At 53.0% G+C, this 21,487-nt stretch carries 20 protein-coding genes; 11 read left to right on the forward strand and 9 right to left on the reverse strand.

Features of this window, described 5'->3' with window-relative positions; all coding sequences use genetic code 11:
* Positions 1-38 precede the first annotated feature (38 nt).
* The 4 genes from ABD931_RS14840 to rsmH form a co-directional block, all read right to left on the reverse strand.
* Positions 39-1,517 carry a UDP-N-acetylmuramoyl-L-alanyl-D-glutamate--2,6-diaminopimelate ligase gene (locus ABD931_RS14840; RefSeq protein ID WP_345268416.1) on the reverse strand — a complete coding sequence of 493 codons (1,479 nt, stop codon included), beginning with the start codon at positions 1,515-1,517 and terminating at the stop codon, positions 39-41.
* Complete coding sequence (locus ABD931_RS14845) at positions 1,514-3,646, reverse strand: PASTA domain-containing penicillin-binding protein (RefSeq protein ID WP_345268418.1); 2,133 nt, start codon at positions 3,644-3,646, stop codon at positions 1,514-1,516. The genes ABD931_RS14840 and ABD931_RS14845 overlap by 4 nt, the downstream gene beginning before the upstream one ends.
* Positions 3,636-4,058 (reverse strand): FtsL-like putative cell division protein, encoded by a 423-nt coding sequence (locus ABD931_RS14850; RefSeq protein WP_345268420.1) that lies wholly within the window; start codon positions 4,056-4,058, stop codon positions 3,636-3,638. Before ABD931_RS14850 ends, ABD931_RS14845 begins: the two co-directional genes overlap by 11 nt.
* Before the next feature lie 96 nt (positions 4,059-4,154).
* Complete coding sequence (rsmH, locus tag ABD931_RS14855) at positions 4,155-5,069, reverse strand: 16S rRNA (cytosine(1402)-N(4))-methyltransferase RsmH (RefSeq protein WP_345268424.1); 915 nt, start codon at positions 5,067-5,069, stop codon at positions 4,155-4,157.
* 162 nt (positions 5,070-5,231) lie between these two features.
* Between rsmH and ABD931_RS14860 the strand changes: the two genes are divergently transcribed.
* From ABD931_RS14860 to ABD931_RS14885, 6 genes are all read left to right on the forward strand, one after another.
* Complete coding sequence (locus ABD931_RS14860; RefSeq protein WP_345268426.1) at positions 5,232-6,470, forward strand: peroxiredoxin family protein; 1,239 nt, start codon at positions 5,232-5,234, stop codon at positions 6,468-6,470.
* A 70-nt stretch (positions 6,471-6,540) separates the two neighbouring features.
* A complete protein-coding gene (locus ABD931_RS14865) occupies positions 6,541-7,758 on the forward strand; it encodes an MFS transporter (RefSeq protein WP_345268428.1) in 1,218 nt (405 codons plus the stop codon).
* Between the two features lie 183 nt (positions 7,759-7,941).
* Entirely contained in the window at positions 7,942-8,421 is a 480-nt protein-coding gene (locus ABD931_RS14870) for a MarR family winged helix-turn-helix transcriptional regulator (protein WP_345268430.1), read from the forward strand.
* Positions 8,422-8,444: 23 nt separating this feature from the next.
* On the forward strand, positions 8,445-8,708 hold the full coding sequence (locus ABD931_RS14875; protein ID WP_345268432.1) for a hypothetical protein: 264 nt from the start codon (positions 8,445-8,447) through the stop codon (positions 8,706-8,708).
* 30 nt (positions 8,709-8,738) lie between these two features.
* Positions 8,739-11,192, forward strand: a complete 2,454-nt coding sequence (locus tag ABD931_RS14880; protein ID WP_345268434.1) for a 3-hydroxyacyl-CoA dehydrogenase/enoyl-CoA hydratase family protein — start codon at positions 8,739-8,741, stop codon at positions 11,190-11,192.
* A 37-nt stretch (positions 11,193-11,229) separates the two neighbouring features.
* Entirely contained in the window at positions 11,230-11,940 is a 711-nt protein-coding gene (locus ABD931_RS14885) for a TVP38/TMEM64 family protein (RefSeq protein WP_345268436.1), read from the forward strand.
* Here the strand turns inward: ABD931_RS14885 and ABD931_RS14890 are convergent.
* Complete coding sequence (locus tag ABD931_RS14890; protein ID WP_345268438.1) at positions 11,933-12,745, reverse strand: alpha/beta fold hydrolase; 813 nt, start codon at positions 12,743-12,745, stop codon at positions 11,933-11,935. The two genes, ABD931_RS14885 and ABD931_RS14890, sit on opposite strands and share 8 nt — an antisense overlap.
* 126 nt (positions 12,746-12,871) lie before the next feature.
* On the opposite strand from ABD931_RS14890, the gene ABD931_RS14895 reads away from it, so the two are divergent.
* Together ABD931_RS14895 and ABD931_RS14900 are read left to right on the forward strand one after the other, a co-directional pair.
* Positions 12,872-14,011 (forward strand): acyl-CoA dehydrogenase, encoded by a 1,140-nt coding sequence (locus ABD931_RS14895; RefSeq protein ID WP_502258374.1) that lies wholly within the window; start codon positions 12,872-12,874, stop codon positions 14,009-14,011.
* Positions 14,012-14,183: 172 nt separating this feature from the next.
* Positions 14,184-15,110: an AraC family transcriptional regulator gene (locus tag ABD931_RS14900; RefSeq protein WP_345268441.1), complete on the forward strand. Its 927-nt coding sequence runs from the start codon at positions 14,184-14,186 to the stop codon at positions 15,108-15,110.
* A 34-nt stretch (positions 15,111-15,144) separates the two neighbouring features.
* Here ABD931_RS14900 and ABD931_RS14905 read toward each other — a convergent pair whose 3' ends face one another.
* From ABD931_RS14905 to ABD931_RS14920, 4 genes are all read right to left on the reverse strand, one after another.
* Positions 15,145-15,945 carry a phosphoglycerol geranylgeranyltransferase gene (locus ABD931_RS14905; protein ID WP_345268443.1) on the reverse strand — a complete coding sequence of 267 codons (801 nt, stop codon included), beginning with the start codon at positions 15,943-15,945 and terminating at the stop codon, positions 15,145-15,147.
* Positions 15,866-16,420, reverse strand: a complete 555-nt coding sequence (locus ABD931_RS14910) for a hypothetical protein (protein ID WP_345268445.1) — start codon at positions 16,418-16,420, stop codon at positions 15,866-15,868. The genes ABD931_RS14905 and ABD931_RS14910 overlap by 80 nt, the downstream gene beginning before the upstream one ends.
* 55 nt (positions 16,421-16,475) lie before the next feature.
* Complete coding sequence (locus ABD931_RS14915; RefSeq protein WP_345268447.1) at positions 16,476-16,937, reverse strand: phage holin family protein; 462 nt, start codon at positions 16,935-16,937, stop codon at positions 16,476-16,478.
* Positions 16,938-17,266: 329 nt separating this feature from the next.
* Positions 17,267-17,653 carry a TraR/DksA family transcriptional regulator gene (locus ABD931_RS14920; RefSeq protein WP_345268449.1) on the reverse strand — a complete coding sequence of 129 codons (387 nt, stop codon included), beginning with the start codon at positions 17,651-17,653 and terminating at the stop codon, positions 17,267-17,269.
* Positions 17,654-18,000: 347 nt separating this feature from the next.
* On the opposite strand from ABD931_RS14920, the gene ABD931_RS14925 reads away from it, so the two are divergent.
* From ABD931_RS14925 to nhaA, 3 genes are all read left to right on the forward strand, one after another.
* Positions 18,001-19,275, forward strand: coding sequence for a Glu/Leu/Phe/Val family dehydrogenase (locus ABD931_RS14925; RefSeq protein ID WP_345268451.1), 1,275 nt, complete (start codon positions 18,001-18,003; stop codon positions 19,273-19,275).
* 165 nt (positions 19,276-19,440) lie between these two features.
* Positions 19,441-20,103 carry a phosphatidylserine decarboxylase family protein gene (locus ABD931_RS14930; protein ID WP_345268453.1) on the forward strand — a complete coding sequence of 221 codons (663 nt, stop codon included), beginning with the start codon at positions 19,441-19,443 and terminating at the stop codon, positions 20,101-20,103.
* Between the two features lie 107 nt (positions 20,104-20,210).
* Positions 20,211-21,446: a Na+/H+ antiporter NhaA gene (nhaA, locus tag ABD931_RS14935; protein WP_345268455.1), complete on the forward strand. Its 1,236-nt coding sequence runs from the start codon at positions 20,211-20,213 to the stop codon at positions 21,444-21,446.
* Positions 21,447-21,487: the final 41 nt, after the last annotated feature.

Genomic DNA, 21,487 nt, shown 5'->3' on the forward strand with positions numbered 1-21,487 from the left:
AAAGTTACAGCGGTAATTCCGGTATTTCTAATTTCTTTCTAAGGAGTATCCACCGAACCTGACTTCACGTTAGCGAAGGCTTCGAGCAGCACCTGCCGGTCGTCGAAATCGTGTTTTACACCGTTGATTTCCTGATAGGTTTCGTGTCCTTTTCCGGCAACCAGAATAATATCGTGGGGGTTGGCCATCGATACGGCTTTCTGAATGGCTTCGCGCCGGTCGGGAAGGGTCAGGGTTTTCTTAAAGTCGATGGGGGGCACGCCCGCCTGCATCTGCTCCAGAATGGCCATCGGGTCTTCGTCACGGGGATTATCGGATGTCAGAATGACCTTATCACTGAACTTACAGGCAATTTCGGCCATGATGGGGCGCTTGGCCGCATCGCGGTTACCTCCGCAACCGACAATGGTTATAATCTGCTCATCGGCCTGCCGCAGCCCGTCGATGGTCTCCAGCACATTCTGCAGGGCATCAGGCGTATGGGCATAATCGACAATACCGACTATCTGCTCATCAGACACCACCTGCTCAAAACGGCCGGGGGGTGGCATCAGACCGGAGAGTTGCGTCAGGACCTCTTCCGGATCTTCGCCCAGCAGCACGGCGGCCCCGTAAACACCCAGGATATTATAGGCATTAAACCGGCCGATAAGCTTGAACCAGACCTCCTTGCCGTCGATTTCCATATGCAGCCCAAACAGGCTATCGGCCAGCAGCTTACCTTTAAAGGTGGCCAGCGTTTGCAGGGAAAAGCTTTCTTTGCGGGCGGCCGTGTTTTGCAGCATCACCATACCCCGCTTATCGTCAATATTGACCAGCGCGAAGGCCGAAGCGGGCAGCTGGTCGAAAAAGCCTTTTTTGGCTCTGATGTAATTATCAAATGTGCCGTGAAAATCGAGATGGTCATGGGTAATATTCGTGAAAATACCCCCGGCAAAATGCAGGCCGGCAATGCGCTGCTGCACCACGGCGTGCGAGCTAACCTCCATAAAGCAATGCGTGCAGCCGTGCTTCAGCATATCGGTCAGCAAAGCATTGGTCGTAATGACATCCGGTGTCGTATGCGTAGCCGGAATAACAGTATCATCAATCTGATTCTGCACGGTTGAGATCAGCCCTACCCGGTAGCCGAGCGCCCGGAACAGCCGGAACAGCAGGGTAGCCGTGGAGGTTTTGCCGTTGGTCCCTGTTACCCCCACCAGGTTTAGCTTGCGGGACGGATGGCCGTAAAAAGTAGCCGCAATTAGCCCCTGCGTATAGGCACTATCCTGCACCTGTACGTAAGTAACGGCCGGCTCAGGATTGACCGGCATTTCTTCGCACAGAATAGCCGAGGCACCCTGCCGCACGGCGGTGTCGATAAAGGTATGACCATCGGTCACGGTCCCCCGGACGGCTATGAACAGACTACCAGGACCAACGTTTCGGGAGTCAAGCGTAAGGTGATTGATTACGGCCTCCATATCGCCCGCCGTAGCGAGGATGGGCACTTTATACAAGAGTTCTTTGATGGTCATTCCAACGTGAGTGTTATTTGTTTGGTGCCGGCCAGCGCTGTACCGGGCTCAACCGACTGTTCTTTTACTTTCCCTCGCCCCTGCACCGATACCCGCAGTCCCCGGTTTTCGAGTAAGTGCAGGGCATCGCGCAGGGTAAGCCCCCGTACATTAGGCACCTGAGTGGGTCGGGTGGCCTGGCTTCTCCACGAAACCCGGCTCCCGTTCGAGACCGTACGTACCCATCCTTCGGTAGCGGGTTGACTGGTCAGGCCAACTTCACCGGCAATAATGTGCAGGTCGTCGGCATAGCCGGCGGTCGGCATCGGTACCGGCGTTGTTCTCCGGTGGGTCATCGGTTTTGGTTCGTGAATATTGATATCGTAGCCATAAATACGATCGGCGACCTCCCGGAATACGGGGGCCGCCACGCTCCCCCCATACAGCGCATTGATATAGTCGCCATGCGGATTGTCGACCACCGTAATGCAGCTATACTTAGGATTATCGGCCGGGAAGTAGCCAATAAACGAGGTATAATAACGGCCCTCCTGGTAGCGACCATGTATAATCTTCTGGGCGGTACCCGTTTTACCGGCAATTCGGTAGTTATAACTCTGAATTTTCTTAGCTGTTCCGTTCAGCACAACCCCCTCCAGCATATTCTTAACGATTTTGGCTGTTTGGGGCGAACAGATTGGCTCGGGTGCCGTGTAGGGCTTTATTTCTTCCAGCACCTCATCGGCCAGTTTAATCTGCTTCACAATCATGGGGCGCACCCACTTCCCGTTGTTGGCTACGGCATTGTAAAACGTCAGCATCTGCAACGGTGTAAGCGCCATTTCGTAGCCGTACGCCATAAAGGCCAGCGAGGTTTTGCTCCACCCTTTTGAGTTCGGGTTACGGATAAAAGGCTTGGCCTCCCCCTGCATCTGAATACCGGTCGGCTTGGTTAGCCGGAACTGGTTCAGGTAGCGGCAGTAAATCTCCGGACGCGTGTAGAAATAATCGCGCATAAGCAGGTGGATACCCACGTTGGATGATTTCTCGAATACCTGCCGGGCCGTCAGGATACCGGAGCCGTGCCCGCTGGCGTCGGCAATAGTAAGGCCGTAGTAACGCATGGAGCCTCCGCCGGTATTGACCTGCTTCTCGGGCCAAACCGCTTTCTCTTCCAGCAGCGCCATCATGGTGGCCAGTTTAAAGGTAGAGCCGGGATCGGTGCGGCCGGCCAGCGCGTGGTTAAACGTTTCCAGGTAACGGACCGAGCCACCGGTCACGTAGCGGGTCAGGTTGGCCATCGCCCGGATTTCACCCGTTTTTACCTCCATCACAATCACGCATCCTTTATCGGCTTTGTAGGTATCGAGCGCATTCCGCAGAGCCGTCTCGGCAATATCCTGAAAGTTGACATCCAGCGTGGTAATGAGGTCATGGCCCGGCTCGGGTTTCAGACCGGGACCATCGCCCACCGGCTTGGGAACGCCCCCGGCCAGAATCTCGACCGTACCCACGGCGTCTTTACCGGCGAGATGCGTCTGATAACTGGCTTCAAGGCCGATTAGCCCTCTACCCGTTTTCGGGTCCAGGTCGCCGATGGTTCGCTTGGCCATCTGCTCGAATGGGTGATACCGCTTATAAATGGGCCGCAACACGCCCCCGCGAGCCGCTACCTTGGCCGTACTCCGGAAAAAAGGCCATTTCCGCATTTCCTGCCGTTCCTGATAGCTGATCAGGCGTCGGCTCAGCCGGATGTACCGCTGGCGCTCATTGTTCCGGGCGTCTTTAATCAACTCTTTGTAATCCTGCACCGAGCGGTCTTTGAACATCCGCGCCAGCAGGATAGATAAGGAATCAACTTTGTTTTTGAAATACTCGTCTTTGGCTACGTGGGGATCAAACCCAACCTCGTAAAACGGCAGCGAAGTGGCCAACAGGCTATTGCCGTCTGCCGCGTAGATGTTGCCCCGTTTGGCCCGGAGGGTATCGCTTTTGATCCGGACGCCCTCGATACGCTGGCTCCAGTATTTGCCTTTATACTGGGCAAAGTACTGTACGTACACCAGTCGCCCGACAACGGCCACGGCAAACACGATGATAAAGATGTACGCGTGCGTGGCCCGACGAAGAATATCCTGCTTAATATTCATCCCGCTTTACAACTATTTTCTGGGGTGGTCTGATGGTATCCTCTTTCGTGATTTGCCGGTCAACTAAGCCAAAGGCCGCCACGCGCTTACCAATTTCTGATTGCTTACTACTCCGCATAAATTCTGCCTGAAGGCTGGTATAGTTTGCCCTCTGTTCGTCTACCTCAGCCTTGGTCCGCAGCATCCGCCGAACCAGCCGCTCGGCATTGTGGTTCAGGCCGATGTAAATCGTCAGCAGCAGCGAGACCCACAGGATACGGTCCAGATTGCGCATCGGCCAGGCATCCTCCCGCCCGAATATCCGGATAGCAGTTTCGTCCACCCACCGCTGCAGCCGGTTTGGTCCCTTCTTTTTGCGGACTTTGGGCGGAGCTTTCTCCGTCGGGGTGGTTTTAAATGTGTTCTGTGCCATAGTTAGTCGTTAGTCGTTAGTCGATAGTCGATAGTCGTCAGGAGTTAATCCGGGCTTTGCCTACTAACCACTATTGACTACTGACTATCGACTAATTTACTCTATTTTCTCCGCTATTCTCAGTTTCGCACTCCGGGCGCGGGGGTTGCGGCTCACCTCTTCGGCCGATGCTTCAATCGGCTTCCGGGTAATGCCCTGTAAGGGTTTCTGCTCGTTGCCGAACAGGTCTTTTTCTACCTCCCCGTGAAATTTTCCCTTGTTGATGAAATTTTTCACCAGCCGGTCTTCCAGTGAATGATACGACATCACTACCAACCGCCCACCAGGAGCCAGCACATCCGGCACCTGCTCCAGAAACTCCTCCAGTACCTTTAACTCTTCGTTAACTTCAATCCGCAGGGCCTGAAACACCTGGGCAAAGTACTTGTTCTCCCGGTTTCGGGGCGCATAGCGTTGTAAAACCGCTTTCAGGTCGTTTACTGTCTTCATGGGCCGGTTCAGCCGCGCCGACACAATGGCGCCGGCCAGGGTGCGGGCGTTGGTCACTTCGCCGTACATACCCAGAATGCGGTGCAGCTTTTCTTCCGGATACTCATTCACGATCTGCGCAGCCGTAAGGGGGGCCTGCTGATTCATCCGCATATCAAGATCAGCGTCGAAACGGGTCGAGAAGCCCCGCTCCGGCGTATCAATCTGGTGCGACGAGATGCCGAGGTCGGCCAAAATGCCGTCTACTGTTTTGATGGCATACAGACGCAGGTAGCGTTTCAGGTGCCGGAAGTTGGCGGCTATAAAGGTCAGTCGCCGGTCGTTCAGCGCATCGGCATTAGCTTTGGCGTCGGCATCCTGGTCAAAGACCAGTAAGCGGCCGCCTTCCAGCCGTTCCAGAATAGCCCGGCTGTGGCCTCCACCCCCAAAGGTTACATCAATGTACGTGCCACCGGGTTTGATGGCCAGCCCGTCCAGACAGGCCGCCAGCATCACCGGCTCGTGGTAATTGGTTGTGTGCATAAAATAGCATTTCCCGGCCACTTTTTTGTCTTTCTGCGGGACAACATTGAATAGCCGTTCGGATAGGAACCTTCGCTAATCGGTGGCCGTTACAAACATAGCAATTTCGGCGAAATGCCGCCGACCGGCTGATAAAGCCACCTGCACAAACTTCCTGAATGAATGAAAAATTTACTATTCTGGACAGTTCTCACGATTGGGCTACCCCTGGCCTGCACCAGTCAGCAACCTGTTTCTGTTAAATCCGGCCCCTGGCGAGCCGCGCTAAAGACCGCCGGCGGAGAGCTTCCGTTTGGTTTGGATATTCAGCCCAACCCCGACGGTAAAACGTATTCGGTATTTGCCCTCAACGGCGGTGAGCGGCTGAAGCTGGATACCGCTACCGTGCAAAACGATTCGCTCCGCATCCCGATGCGCCTGTTCGAATCTGAACTGGTGGGAAAGGTAACCGATAACCGGATACAGGGAGTCTGGCGCAAACGGCGCACCGGCAATGAGTACCAGGTGCTGCCATTCGAGGCTCACTATGGCGTTACCAGTCGGTTTGCGCCCAATGGTCGGCCGGCAAACGTCAATGTTTCCGGCAAATGGGCTACGCTCTTCCGGGCAACCGCCGGCAGCGACACTACGCTGGCCGTTGGAGTGTTTGATCAAAACGGCGACCGGCTCACGGGTACGTTTCTGACCCCGACCGGCGATTACCGGTACCTCGAAGGGAATGTCTACGGCGATAGCCTTTTCCTGTCTACCTTCGATGGCAACCACGCCTACCTGTTCAAAGCAAAACTACAGCCAGACGGTACCCTGCGCGGCACTTACCGGTCCGGTGCTACGTATACAGAGACCTGGAACGCCCGCAAAGACCCCAAGGCCGATCTCCCCGATCCGGCGACGCTGACATACCTGAAGCCGGGTAACAAAACCATCAGCTTCCGCTTTCCCGATGCGAATGGTACGCTGATCTCCAGCAATGATGCGCGGTTTAAAAACAAAGTGGTCATTCTCCAGATTCTGGGATCCTGGTGCCCCAACTGCATGGACGAAACCAACTTCCTGAGTCCCTGGTACAAAAAGAACCGGGATCGGGGGGTGGAGATTGTCGGGCTGGCCTTTGAAAAATCGGCCGATTTGAAAGAGTCGGGGCCCAAGTTGCAGCGGATGGTCAATCGCTTTAACATTGATTACCCGGTCGTGCTGGCCGGCACAAACGATAAGGTTGAAGCCTCCAAAGCATTACCTGCCTTAAACCGGGTGGTAGCCTTTCCGACGACGATTGTGCTGGATAAAAAAGGCAACGTCCGCCACATCCATACCGGCTTCTCCGGACCCGGAACCGGTACGTATTACGATGAATACGTAGAAGAGTTTAACCGGCTGGTGGACAAGCTGGTGGCGGAGTAGTGTGTGTAGACCGGAATGTAATTCCGGTTATTATTTACTTAAACTCCCGGAATTACATTCCGGGGTACTTATGTCTCGTCAGGAAAAACTACTGCTGTTTGTGCTGGGGTGCATCAACTTCACGCACATTGTCGATTTTATGATTATGATGCCGATGGGGCCGCAATTGATGCGGTACTTTCACCTGAATCCGCAGCAATTCAGCTTTCTGGTATCTGCCTACAGCCTGAGCGCCGGTATCTCCGGTTTTCTGGCTGCCTTTGTGGTCGACCGCTTCGACCGCAAGAAGGTTATTCTGTTCGGGTATATCGGCTTTGTCGCCGGTACGCTGGCCTGTGGTTTGGCCCCTACCTATGGCTTACTGGTGGCGGCCCGTACCGTAGCCGGTTTATTTGGCGGGCTGCTGGGAGCGCAGGTAATGGCCATTGTCAGCGATGCGTTTGCCTATGAACGCCGGGCGCAGGCGATGTCGTTTGTGATGGCTGCTTTTTCGGTGGCTTCGGTGGTGGGCGTTCCGCTGGGATTGTACCTGGCAACGGAGATTAGCTGGCATGCACCGTTTCTGGTGGTAGGCAGCTTGGGAATTCTCGTTACCGGGCTGGTTGTTCGTTTTGTGCCCCGCCTGGATGCCCATGTGCAGCAGCGCGGTACCCGGCCGCATCCGCTAAAAGCCATTACGACCGTCTTGCATACACCGAACCAACTCCGGGCCTTACTGCTGACGACCGTACTGATGCTGGGTCATTTTAGTTTAATCCCCTTTTTGTCCCCCGCGCTGGTTTCCAATGCCGGCTTCAGCGAAAAGCAGCTGTACCTGATTTATTTCATCGGCGGCTTCCTGACCATCTTCTCGGCTCCGCTGGTTGGCAAACTGGCCGACCGTCGGGGCAAGCACCTGGTTTTTACGGTCTTTGCCATCCTGTCGCTGCTTCCCATTCTGCTCATCACCAATATGGGTCCTTCGTCGATGGCCTATGTGCTGTCGGTGACAAGTATCTTTTTTATCTTCACCAACGGCCGCATGATTCCCACGCAGGCAATGGTCTCGTCGGTAGTGTTGCCCCAGCAGCGGGGGAGTTTTATGAGCTTCAACTCCTCAGTGCAACTGCTGGCCCAGGCTGCGGCTACGTATGGGGCAGGTCTGATTATTCAAAAAGCCCCAACCGGTCAGCTACTTCACTACAACTGGGTCGGCTATATGGCCGTCACCCTTATTTTCCTGAGCATCTTTATAGCCCGGACGGTTAAGGCCGTCGACAAGGCCCCCGTAGCAGTTCCTGCCGAATAAATCCCGCTCTGCCCCAGGTCCTCTGAATAGCTTTTTAGGTGCTAAAAAGCGACAGATGACCTGGGGTAAAATTTTTGTCCTCAAAATGGCCTCTCAAGAATAATAGTATGCTTGCATAATATTAGCAAAAACTTGTAGCTTTACCGACCTTGACAAGAACGTGGAAACAGAAGCGAGACTGGTATGAAGAAGGAAAAGACGGTTGATTTTCATGTTAAATGGGCCTGGCACGCCATTTCACGGATGTACAATGCCTATGCCGCCCAATATGATATGACGATGGCCATTGGCTACGTCCTGCTGAACATCGATACCGAAACGGGTACACCGGCCACCAAAATTGGCCCGCTGCTGGGCATGGAGCCCCGGAGCCTGGTCCGGATGCTGAAAAGCCTGGAAGACCGGGGCTGGATTCGCCGGGAGACCGACGAAAACGACAAACGCTTTGTCCGGATTCTGCTGACGGAAGAAGGCAAAAAGAAGCGCGAAATTGCCCGCGACGGTGTTATCCAGTTTAACAACATGATCCGCGAACGCATTCCGCTGGATAAACTGGTGGTCTTTTTCGATGTTATTAAAGACATAAACCGAATTGTGGAAGAAGAAAACGGCCGGATCAAAGAAAGTTCCTCCCCGGCAACGGAAGAAATAACCATGGAGTAGCCTCCAGTTTACCTGAAAAAGCCATGGCAACTGTGACGGAAATCTCCGTGCAGGTAGGCCATCCGGGCTTTACACTAAATATGGGCCATGCGCTGAAAGCCTTTCGGGATATTGATTTCGACGCCTGTTACGGCCGGGCGATGGATGCTCAACTCGATGGTGTTCCGTTCAGGGTCATTCACCTGCACGATTTGTTGCAGGAGAAGCCGGCGACTGGCCGCACCAAAGACCTGGCCGATGCCGAAGAACTGAAAAAGATTGCCGACCGCCAGCAAAATACCGATTAAGCCACAAACTACAGAACCACAGTATAGTGTATGGAAGCAACCCTCGAACAACAGAAAACCGCTATCAAGAACCGCAGCATACGCCGGGTAGCCGTATTGGGCTCCGGTATCATGGGCTCCCGCATTGCCTGCCACTTCGCCAATATCGGCGTGGAGGTGCTGCTGCTCGATATTGTCCCGAAAGAGCTAACCCCCGCCGAGCAGGCCAAAGGACTGTCGCTGGAGAAACCGGCGGTCAGGAACCGGATTGTCAATGAAGCCTTCCAGAACACCCTGAAAGGCTCTCCGGCCTCGCTGTACAGTCCCAAATTTGCCGACCGCATCAAGCTGGGCAACTTTGATGATAACCTACAGGAAATCAACAAATACGACTGGGTGATCGAAGCCATTGTGGAGCGGCTCGACATCAAACGGTCGCTGTACGAGCGGGTAGAGCAGTTCCGCAAGCCGGGTACGCTGATTACCTCCAATACATCAGGCATCCCCATTCATATACTGTCAGAAGGGCGCAGCGACGATTTCCGGCGGCATTTCTGCGGGACACACTTTTTTAATCCGCCCCGCTACCTGCGCCTGCTCGAAATTATTCCGCTCGCCGACGCGACCGGCCCCAATACCGACCCGGCCGTTATCGATTTCCTGATGAAGTACGGCGACCTGTACCTGGGCAAAACCACCGTGCTAGCCAAAGATACCCCGGCCTTTATCGCCAACCGGCTTGGTATTTACGCGATGGTGCAGACCATCCGGGTAGCCGAAGAAATGGGCCTGACGGTTGAAGAAGTCGATAAGCTGACGGGACCGGTTGTGGGCCGGCCCAAGTCGGGTACCTTCCGGCTGTCGGATGTGGTGGGGCTGGATACCACGGTCAATGTCTCCAACAACCTTTACCAGGCCCTGACGCATGACGAGTCGCGGGACGCTTTCCAGTTGCCGTCGGTGATGCAGAAGCTGATGGAGAACAAATGGCTCGGCGACAAAACCGGTCAGGGTTTTTACAAGAAGACCAAAGACGAAAAGGGACAGACGCAGATTCTGGCGCTCGACCTGAAAACGTTTGACTACAAGCCTTCGGAGAAGGTAAAATTCGCAACCCTGGAAACCACCAAAAACATCGACAACCTGAAAAAGCGCTTCTCGGTGCTGCTGGCCGGTCAGGACAAAGCGGGCGAATTTTACCGCAAGACCTTCGCCGATGGCTTCCGCTACGCCACCTATCGCATTCCGGAGGTGTCGGATGAGCTGTACCGCATCGACGAAGCCATTAAAGCCGGTTTCGGCTGGCAGTTGGGCCTGTTCGAGACGTGGGACGCCATTGGGGTACGGAAAGGGCTGGAGATGATGGAGGCCGGGAACCTGAAGCCGGCCCAATGGGTGTACGAGATGCTCGACAGTGGAGCCGACTCCTTCTATAAAGTAGAGAACGGCGTCCGGAACTACTACGACATTCCATCAAAGAGCTACAAGGCTATTCCGGGCACCGAGAGCTTTATTATTCTGGAGAATCTGAAGAACAATGTGGTCTGGAAAAATGCCGGCACCACGCTGTATGACCTCGGCGACGGTATCCTGAACCTGGAGTTCCATACCAAAATGAACACCTTCGGGGCGGAGGTACTCGAAGGCATCAACCGGAGCATCGCCATTGCCGAAAAAGATTTCCGGGGGCTGGTCATCGGCAATGAATCGACCGAAGCCTTCTCGGCGGGGGCTAACCTGGCCATGCTGTTTATGTTTGCCATCGAGCAGGAGTTCGATGAAATCAATATGATGATTGCGCAGTTCCAGCAGACCATGATGCGGGCGCGTTACTCATCTATCCCGGTAGTTGGGGCACCGCACAGCCTGGCGCTGGGCGGTGGCTGCGAACTGAACCTGCACGCCGACCAGACCGTGGCCCATGCTGAAACCTATATGGGGCTGGTCGAAGTAGGCGTCGGCCTGATTCCGGCCGGGGGCGGTACGAAGGAGATGGCGGCTCGTGCCTCCGACCTGTACCAGACCGGCGACCCGGAGCTGAACATCCTGCAGAGTATCTTCATGAACATCGCTACGGCCAAGGTATCTACCTCGGCACAGGAGGCCAAAGAAATGAACTACCTGCGGCCGACCAGCCAGATTGTGCTGAACCGCAGCCGCCTGATTGCCGAAGCCAAGCAGGCCGCTATGGAACTGGCCGATAACGGCTATACCCAACCCAAGCCGCGCAACGATATCAAAGTGCAGGGCCGCACCGGTATTGCCTTGTTCAAAGCGGGTATTACCGCTATGCGCATGGGCCGCTACATCTCCGACCATGATGTGAAGATTGCCGATAAGCTGGCCTACGTTATCTGCGGGGGCGACCTGAGCTACCCGCAAACCGTTACCGAGCAGTACCTGCTCGACCTGGAGCGCGAAGCTTTCCTGTCCCTCTCCGGCGAGAAGAAAACGCTGGAGCGGATTCAGAGCCTGCTGCAGGGCGGCAAGCCACTGCGGAATTAATTGACTATATTACCGCAAAGTCGGGCGAACCCAACGTTTGCCCGACTTTTTTGTTACGTATAATGTGGAAGAGCAAGTTGCAGAAAAACTAACCTATCCGGCTATTGCCAGTATTGTCTTAACGGTTATCCCCCTGTTTACGACCTCTTTGGTCGTGTACTACATCGTCACGCACGAACCTGTTATTGCGGCCTTCAGCGGTTGGGAATGGCTTATTGCTACCATAGTGTGCAGTATTACCTCTACTATTTCGCTGACCTTACCCACCTTTCTGGCCCTGGTCTTCGGGTATTTTCTGGGCTGGAACGCCCTGGCCCCCCTGCTGTTCCTGAATATGGTGGCCATTATTCTGGTGTACATCATTGTTCACTGGCTCGACCACGATCAGGTGCGGGCGGTGCTGGAACGAAACCCTAAAGTCCGAAATATGCTGGCGCGGATTCGGGAGCAGGAGATGCGGTTCATCTTTTTTGCCAAGCTCTCCCCTATTCTGCCCTTTGCCGTTACCAACATTGTGTTTGCCTTGTCGGGCGCCCGGCTGCGGAACATCCTGATTGGCGGGTTTCTAGGCATGGTTCCGCGTACGGTGCTGGCAATCTGGACCGGCAGTCAGGCGCGGGAAATTCGCACCCTGCTGGAAAACCCAAATGAGGGGAACTTAACCAAAATAGCCTTCGCCGTCCTGCTGCTGGTATCCATTGTCGGCCTGTTTTCCGTGCTGAAGCGTGCCCTGTCCCGCACTAAATAACGTCGGCCGCTTTCTCCACCAGCCGGTGGTGCCCTGTTTTCAACATGTGCAGCTCGTAGGTATATAAGCGCCGGGTGAGCGGTTTCACAAAATCAGCCGGCAACACCCGGTCGAAATACCCCAGGATAAACCGCGTACGAACGGGGTGATGATTCAGCAAACTGGCTAGTATATCAAGACGAACTCCCAGCTTACGAAACCCTACCCACGACCGGTACACTCGCTCACGCTGCTCAGCGGTTGCCAGTGTACGCTGTGCAAACCGGAGTGCGCTGCGGTCGAGTAAGCCTACCGCAGCTAAGGTGTTACCCACCCGCCGGAACAGAAGCATGTGCTGTAAAAAATAACGGAAGAGCCGACGGCCTACTGCCGTACCTGTCGCCAGCCGGTACCAGGGACTGACGGTAATGCCATCCGGAGCCAGCAGGATAAGCTGGTCGATGCGGTCGGCGAAGGCTTCGGCAGTAGCCAGCGCAAACTTCCCGCCCATGCTGAAGCCGATGACCGAAAACCGGCTAATGTTTTTTTCTTTCAGAAATTCCGAAACAATTCGGGTCCAGTCCGTTTTTGTAAGTACGAATTCGCCGGTAGCCGAGTCCGGGGCCGGACTGGCCCCGTGGAAGAACAAATCGAAGCTGTAGGTTGTAAATTGCCGGCCAACCGTATCCGCCAGCGGCAGAAAACACGCGCTATTCTGCCCTATACCGTGAAACGCCAGCAGGATAGCCGGGCCATAGCCTAATTGTCGGTAAGCCAGGTGATAGTTGTTATAAACAATACGTTGTATATCCGGATCAGGCGTCATAAAGCCGGCGCAAAATCAGTATGCAAGCATACGAATTTTGCAATAATTTCTTAAATTTACCCATCACTACATCATTAACAAACAGAAACTAAAAACATGGCATCGGCAACACTGGAACTACAAGGCATGAATTTCAACCTGACCGAAGAACACCTGGCCGTACAGGAAGCTGCCCGTGATTTTGCCCAGAATGCGCTCCTGCCCGGAGTGATTGAGCGTGACAGTGAAGCAAAATTTCCCAAAGAGCAGGTCCGGCAAATGGGCGAACTAGGCTTCTTAGGCATGATGGTGTCGCCGGACTATGGTGGGGGCGGCATGGACACCCTGTCGTACGTGCTGGCGATGGAGGAAATCTCAAAAATAGACGCTTCCTGCTCGGTTATCATGTCGGTCAATAATTCGCTGGTATGCTGGGGCCTGGAGGCTTACGGCAGTGAAGAACAGAAGCAGAAATACCTGACCCGCCTGGCCTCCGGCGAGGTAATCGGGGCCTTTTGCCTGTCGGAGCCCGAAGCCGGCTCCGACGCTACTTCGCAGCATACCACCGCCGAAGATATGGGCGATTACTACCTGCTCAACGGGACTAAAAACTGGATTACCAACGGCGGTTCCGCCGAGATTTACCTCGTCATGGCCCAAACTGACGTAGGTAAAAAGCATAAGGGTATCAACTGCCTGATCGTGGAGAAAGGTCAACCGGGCTTTACCATCGGCAAAAAAGAAGATAAACTGGGCATCCGGGCGTCGGATACGCACTCGCTGATGTTTACCGACGTGAAAGTGCCGAAGGAGAACCGCATCGGCGACGATGGGTTTGGGTTTAAGTTCGCCATGTCGACGCTCAACGGGGGCCGCATCGGTATTGCCGCGCAGGCGTTGGGTATTGCCGCCGGGGCTTACGAACTGGCCCTGACGTATTCGCAGGAGCGCCGGGCGTTCGGCAAAGCTATTTTCGAGCATCAGGCTATTCAGTTCAAGCTGGCCGAAATGGTTACCAAAATTGAAGCCGCCCGGCTGCTGGTGTACAAAGCCGCCCGGCTGAAAGATGAAGGCAAGGATTATGTGCAGGCTGCCGCCATGGCGAAACTCTTTGCGTCGGATGTAGCGATGTGGGCAACGGTAGAAGCGGTTCAGGTACATGGTGGTTACGGCTACGTAAAAGAGTATCATGTAGAACGCCTGATGCGCGACGCCAAGATCACCCAGATATATGAAGGAACCTCTGAAATACAAAAATTAGTGATAGCCCGGGAGATAACCCGGTAGCGGTTTTCTGGTAAAAAGTAAATTTTTCAAAATGCGAGCGCGGAAATTTGTCGTTTCCGCGCTATTTTTTTTATTAGCCGGAAACTTTTATACTTGTATTAGTTTTGTACAAATTATTAGATTTGTGCAATAAACAACAGATCATTGCCACCAGCCCTAAATTATCTGGTATATGGAAGACTATAACAAGATTATAGAGTCTCTCGGAGTTAAGTTTATCAAGTCTCGAAATATTCGGGTGCTACAACCTATTACCATAAAAAACTTCTACGATGTAGAGAATTCGCTGACGATTTTGTACGATGGCGAAGTTTCGTTCGGCGAAGAAAAACAGAAAGTAGATGTAGGCGATATGCTTTTCATCCCGGGCGGAAAGCACATCACCGTGACCTACGGTGATGGCAGCAATCCCAAAACGGTCAGCAACGAAGAGTTTATGACTCACCGTGAGCTGTACTTTGAAGCAAACCGTGACCCCGAACGGATTGGTAACCTGCCCAACTCCTTCGGCTATGTCTCTTTTGAAGCCAAAGTATTTGACTCGGTCAACTTCTTTACCTCGCTCGATATTCCGCCGTTTATTATCAAGGCCGAAGAACATCTGGCGAAGACGATCAATCATATCCTGGCCGAAGACATGACCGATTCTGCCGGCAAGGGCCGGATTATTAAGATCAAGACGGAAGAGATCGTGATCGAAGTGATCCGGTACATCCTGAAGCACCGGCTCTTTGTGGAGCAGTTGGTGACCAACAGCACCTACTTTAAAGACCCTCGCCTGATCGACATTTTCGCCTACATCAAGGAAAATCTTGGGGGTGATCTGTCCAACAAAGTCCTGGCCAACGTTGCCAATGTATCGGAAGACTATGTAGGACAGTATTTTAAGATGCTAACGGGTATTAACCCGCAGGATTATATCGAATACCAGCGGATGGAAGCGGCTGTGGGGCTGCTCAGGACCAGCAAAAAAAGCATCCGGGCCATTGGTGCTGAGGTAGGCTATAAGGATACCGCTTATTTCTGCCGCCGGTTCAAGATGATGTTTGGTATACCGGCCGGCAAAATGCGCCGTCGGGAGTCGCTGATGAATGTGTAAGATAAGCCGGCAATTGCCGGCTTATCTTTTATACCTAAACCGCTACCTGATTGTATGCGTGAACAACCGTTGCCAGCTCCGGTAAAAAGTCGGGGTCCTGTTCAATGGCGTTACCGACAACGATCAGGTCGGCCCCGGCCTGGAGAGCCGCATGGGCTTTTTCGGCGGTGTTGATCCCCCCTCCTACGATAATGGGTATGTCGACGGCCTGACGAACGGCCGCAATCATCTGCGGAGACACCGGCCGGCGGGCTCCGCTACCGGCATCCAGATAAATAAGCTTCAATCCCAGCATTTCGCCGGCCATGGCCGTGCAGGCGGCCACGCTGGGTTTATCGTGCGGTAACGGCGTGGTGTTGCTGATATACGAAACGGTGGTCTGGGCTCCACTATCAACCAGCATATAACCCGTTGGTAAAATTTCAAGGCCGCTGCTTTTTAGTAAGGGAGCCGCAATTACGTGCTGGCCAATCAAAAACTCAGGATTGCGGCCGGAAATAAGCGACAACAGCAGAATACCGTCGGCGCCAGGCTCGATATGGAGGCAATTTCCCGGAAACAGAATAGTTGGCGTTTGCGTATGCTGCCGGATAGTATCGATAAGCCGGCGGTGAGCATAATTAGTGATAAGGCTCCCTCCCACCAGAAAAAAATCGACGTTGTATTGCCTTGTCCGGGTGAGCAGCTCTATAAACGAGTCTTGCTCGACCTTATCGGGATCGAGCAAGACGGCATACGCTTTTTTACCAAGTTGCTTAGTATGAATTAGTGTATCCAGAACCCGGTGAGGAGCCCCGGTACCCTGTTGAAGATGATGCGGATGGGTTGGTTGCATTAGTCTGACGTAAACGCGATAAAAATTCCGAAGCCTGCTGCTTAGCCAGATTCGTTAGGATAGAAGTGACCAGACCACCCAGCATACCGATCAGGGCCGATTTTCTGGGTTGCTCGTTCAACTCTTTGGTCAATTGCTTTTTCGACTTCGGTTTTATGTGTCTGGCATCTTCGTCTTCGTGCTCACCTACGGCATTTGTATGATTCTCAGCATCGTAGTCTTCATCATCCTCGTCGAGTTCGCCATATTTGTCGGCATATCGGTACTCGTCAGACTTCGGCAGAATAGCGTCGGCGATCAGAAAAACGGCCAAACCAACACCGGCCACAAAAGCAACTGTTTTACCTACTTCTTTGGCATCGCCTTTCAACGACTGTACATTGTCTTCGATCGACGACTTATACTGCTCGGTTGCTTCCTGCAACTGAGCCCTTCTGGCTGAGGTATCAGCAAAAGGTATGTTCGGGTCTTGCATTGATTTTGCAGGTCTAAATTAGTAAAAAATTCATTTGTGAAAGGAATCCTTTGCGTTAGTGTATACCTGGCCGCTGCTGCTCCTGCTCCCAACTTCGTCCGCTCTCCTGCATGGAGGCACGTGTCTGGTCCATCAATTCGCGAATAGCCTCCGATTTCTCTTCTGCTTTATGCTCCTGCCGGGCCTTTATTGCTTTGTATGCCGTATTCCGAATCCAGTTTTCGATGCCTTTTCTGGCAAAAAACCAGACTGCTGTCAGAATCATAAACAATCCGGCAACGATCAGAAAGCCCAGGTAACGGCTATCGAGGACATAGTTTAGAAAAGCGGCCAGTAGCGAAAAAATAAATATGACGGTAATGAGCGACAGAAAGGCCAGCCCCATAAAATATGTGCCCGTAACGGCACCTTCTTCAACCTTGCTGCGCGTCTCCAGTTTGAAGAGTTCAATCCGGGCTTCGAGGTACCGAAAAATATTCTCCCGTATTTCGTCTAATTTCTCTAACATGGTTGCCATAATTAGTGAGCACAGTATATTGTTTACAAAAATTCATCCATTTTGTTTGCCAAATTGAGTTTATGGCATTATTCATCATAGGTAAATGATAAATCTCTAATTTATAAACATTTATCGTAAAGTATATAGCCATATCGCAACAAAAGGCGTTCGGTTTGTACGCAAGCTGCCTGTTTGCAGTTGCTGTTTGGTTACAGCATTGTAGAAGTTTTTCCCTAGCGGTAGAGACCAGCGGGTTGTAAAGGAGGTTAAGGGCTATAGCCATGAGGAACCAACAAAAAAGGCTGCCTCTGGGGGCAGCCTTTCGGTCATGTTTTCCGAGTGATGCGTTAACTTCCTTTTTTCAATTTGGCCTCAATCGTTTGTTGGGTGTGCGGTACAGCACGCAGGCGCTCTTTCGGAATCAGCTTACCGGTATCAATGCAGATACCATATGTGCCATTTTTGATGCGTACCAGAGCGGCCTCCAGTTGCGTAATAAACTTTTGCAGGCGACCCGCCAACTGACTCAAGTTCTCACGTTCGCTGCTGTCGGCCCCATCTTCCAGCAGCTTGGAGTTCCCGGAGGTGTTGTCCGTACCGCTGTCGTTCCGTTTACTCAGGGCTTCCTTGATGTAATTCAACTCGTTACGGGTAGCTTCCAGCTTGAGATTGATAAGTGCCTCAAATTCCTTCAGCTCTTCTTCCGAGTACCTTTTTTTCTCTTCCATCAACATAGAGAACAGAGTTGGTTAAAGTGAAAGGCGGTTGTTTATTAACTAAAAAACAAAAGTAAGCACGTTTATAGTTCTTTTCAATTAATACACCATTAAAGGTGGACCGCTTAGGACAATTTTTGAAAATTTAGTAAACTGTCTTTTTTATATTTTACCAATTTTTGTTTGGTAAAATGCCTATCTGCAATTATACTATTTTGAGATACGACGTATATCAAAAGAAATCAGCAGAGGCTTAAAAATTAGACAATATGTAGAAAAAATAGTTCTTTAGCTTTGACGTTTTTGTTTTGTTAAGTTTGCGCTGCACTTCATCGACGAGTAATTGAAAGGACATAATTATGGGTATGGCATATATAGAACCAGCTCCAATTAAAGATAAGGAGAATCCGCTTGAATCGATGATGTCCCGCTTTGACGCAGCCGCCCGGCTGCTGGGCATCACCGAAGAAATGTATCACATTTTGAAGGTCCCCGCCCGCCAGGTAATCGTGGGACTGCCCATTACGATGGACAGTGGGGAAATTAAAGTATTTGAGGGTTACCGTGTTATCCACTCCAACATTCTCGGCCCCGCCAAAGGGGGTATCCGGTTTGATCCGGGCGTTCACCTCGACGAGGTGCGGGCGTTGGCTGCCTGGATGACCTGGAAATGCGCAGTGGTTGACATTCCATACGGGGGTGCTAAAGGCGGAATTGCCTGCAACCCCCGCGAGATGTCGGTGGGCGAAATGGAACGGCTGATGCGGCAGTATACGGTGGCGATGCTGGATGTGTTTGGCCCCGACAAAGATATTCCGGCCCCGGATATGGGTACCGGCCCACGCGAAATGGCCTGGCTCATGGATGAATACTCAAAAGCTAAGGGCATGACCGTCAACAGCGTGGTAACGGGTAAACCGCTGGTATTGGGCGGCTCGCTGGGCCGTACCGAAGCGACCGGCCGGGGCGTTACCGTGGCAGCGCTGTCGGCTATGGACAAACTTCGGATGAACCCCTACCGGACTTCGGCCGCTATTCAGGGATTTGGCAATGTGGGTATGCACGCGGCCGATCTGCTTCAGGAGCGGGGGGTAACGGTGCAGGCCATCAGCGATATTTCGGGCGGCTACTACAACGACCGGGGTATCGATATTACGGCCGCCATGACTTACCGGAGTGCTAACAACGGATCGCTGGAGGGCTTCAACGGAGCAGAACGCATCTCGAACGAAGAACTGCTGTCATTGCCGGTCGATGTGCTGGTGCCGGCGGCTAAGGAGGATGTTATCAACCAGGATAATGCAGCCTCTATTCAGGCTCGCATGATTGTGGAAGGTGCCAACGGCCCTACTTCGGCCAGTGCCGACGAGATCATCAACGGCAAGGGTATTCTGGTAGTACCCGATATCCTGGCCAATGCCGGCGGGGTAACCGTATCGTACTTCGAATGGGTGCAGAACCGCATCGGGTATAAATGGAATCTTGATCGCATCAACCGCCGGGCCGACCGTATCATGAAGGATGCGTTTGACCGCGTGTTTGAGACCTCGAAAAAATACCAGGTCTCAATGCGGCTGGCGGCATACATTGTGGCTATCGACAAGGTTGCCAGTACGTATAAGTACCGGGGCGGCTATTAATTCTTACATCATCGACAAACGTATCGGGTGTCGCACACGGGGTTGCCGGACGGGGTAGAGCGCATAAACAGATTTGGGGTGTTTCCGGTTTGTTTAGTAGTTTTACCCGGTTCGTCACCCGGTGTGCGCACCCGGTTTAATTTCGTACAAACGTCAACGTAGCATATGCACATCCATCGCGAAGGGTACATCATTATTCTGATTACGGCCGTCTTTTTGCTGGCTTTCAACGTAGTCGGCTATCTGTACTGGTTTCCGAATACGGTCACAATGCTTCTTTCCCTAATTGTGAGCCTACTTGTTTTCGGCCTGATTGTACAGTTTTTCCGCGTACCCCACCGAACCCTGACCCGCCACGAAAGACAGGTTATTGCCCCGGCCGATGGTACGGTGGTGGTGATTGAAGAAACAAATGAAGGCGAGTATTTCAAGAGTCCGCGCCGGCAGGTTTCCATTTTTATGTCTCCGCTGAACGTGCATGTCAACTTCAACCCCGTTAGCGGTACTGTTCGTTACTTCAAGTATTTTCCGGGCAAATATCTGGTGGCGTGGCATCCGAAATCCAGCACCGAAAACGAGCGCACCACTATTGTGCTGCAACTGGCCAACGGCGTTGAGGTACTGCTCCGGCAGATTGCCGGGGCTGTGGCCCGCCGGATCGTCTGGTATGTGAAGGAAGGGCAAACCGTAGAGCAGGGCACCGAACTGGGCTTTATCAAGTTCGGCTCCCGCATCGACGTTTTTCTGCCGCTGGATGCCGAGGTTAAAGTCAGCATCGGTGAAAAAACCAAAGGGGGCGTTACTGTTTTGGCGGAGCTGGCTGATTAGTTGTTCGGAGAATTGGTGAATTCGTTGATGGGGAAATTGGTGGACTTTTTAACCAATTCCCCATTCTACCAGTTAACCAATCAACCAGTTAACCAAGCAACCAATCCATGCCGGCAAGAAAACAGCGGAGAAAAATATTTAGTGAACTGCTGAAAAGTGGTCAGGCAGCGGGTATTATCCTGATTATTTGTACGGCTACTTCACTCTTTCTGGCGAACTCTGTTTTTTCGGAACCCTACCTGGCATTCTGGGAGACAAAATTTGGTTTTCAGGCAGGTACGTTTGAGCTGGTCGAATCTGTCTCCCACTGGATCAACGATGCCCTGATGGCGGTTTTCTTCCTGCTGGTGGGTCTGGAGATCAAGCGGGAGATGCGGCTGGGCGAGCTCTCGAAGCCTCGCAGTGCCCTCTTGCCACTAATGGCGGCAGTAGGCGGTATGGCGGTACCGGCCGGTCTGTACGCCTGGGTTAACTATGGGCTGCCCACCTCGCCCGGTACCGGTATTCCGATGGCCACCGATATTGCTTTTGCCCTGGGCATTTTGTCTCTGCTCGGCTCCCGCGTACCGTTCGGCCTGAAAATTTTCCTGATGGCCCTGGCGGTGATCGACGACCTGGGAGCCATTGCAGTGATTGCCTTATTCTACTCCAAATCATTCTCGCTGCCCTTCTTTCTGGCCGCGATGGCGGTGCTGGGCGTCCTGATCTTTCTGAACCGGCTTCGGCCAAAAAGCTTTAAACCGTTTTTGTGGCTGGGCGTTCTGCTGTGGTTCTTTATGCTGGAATCCGGGGTTCATGCCACCGTGGCCGGGGTATTGCTGGCGCTTACCGTCCCCCTGGGCCGGGGCTATCAGCACTCCCCGCTGATCCGGCTGGAGCATCGTCTTCACAAACCGGTTAACCTGTTTATTCTGCCACTGTTTGCGCTGGCCAATACGGGCATCATTCTACAATCGCCGTTTGTGCAGAGTTTATCTACCCCCGATAGTCAGGGTATCCTGCTGGGATTGCTGGTGGGTAAGCCCGTAGGTATTGTGCTGATGACCTGGCTGGCGGTTCAGTTCCGGATTGGATCGCTGCCGGAATTTGTCGGCTGGCGGCATATTGTTGGGGCCGGCTTCCTGAGCGGTATCGGCTTTACCATGTCTATATTCATCGCCATTCTGGCCTTTGATAACCCAATCTTCATTAAAAGCTCCAAAATAACGGTGCTGACGGCTTCGGCCATTGCCGGAATTATTGGTTACATTATCCTGCGGTTCACGCCATTTGCCATGAATGATGCCTCTACCCCGCAGCAGCCGGAAGCGGTGCCGAGTTCAACGGATGTAACAGGGCGGTAGCTCGTCCGCAATTGTATCGCGAACGAGCTACACAATGCCCA

The sequence above is a fragment of the Nibrella viscosa genome, from assembly GCF_039541875.1.
In the GTDB taxonomy this organism is placed as follows: Bacteria; Bacteroidota; Bacteroidia; order Cytophagales; family Spirosomataceae; genus Nibrella; species Nibrella viscosa.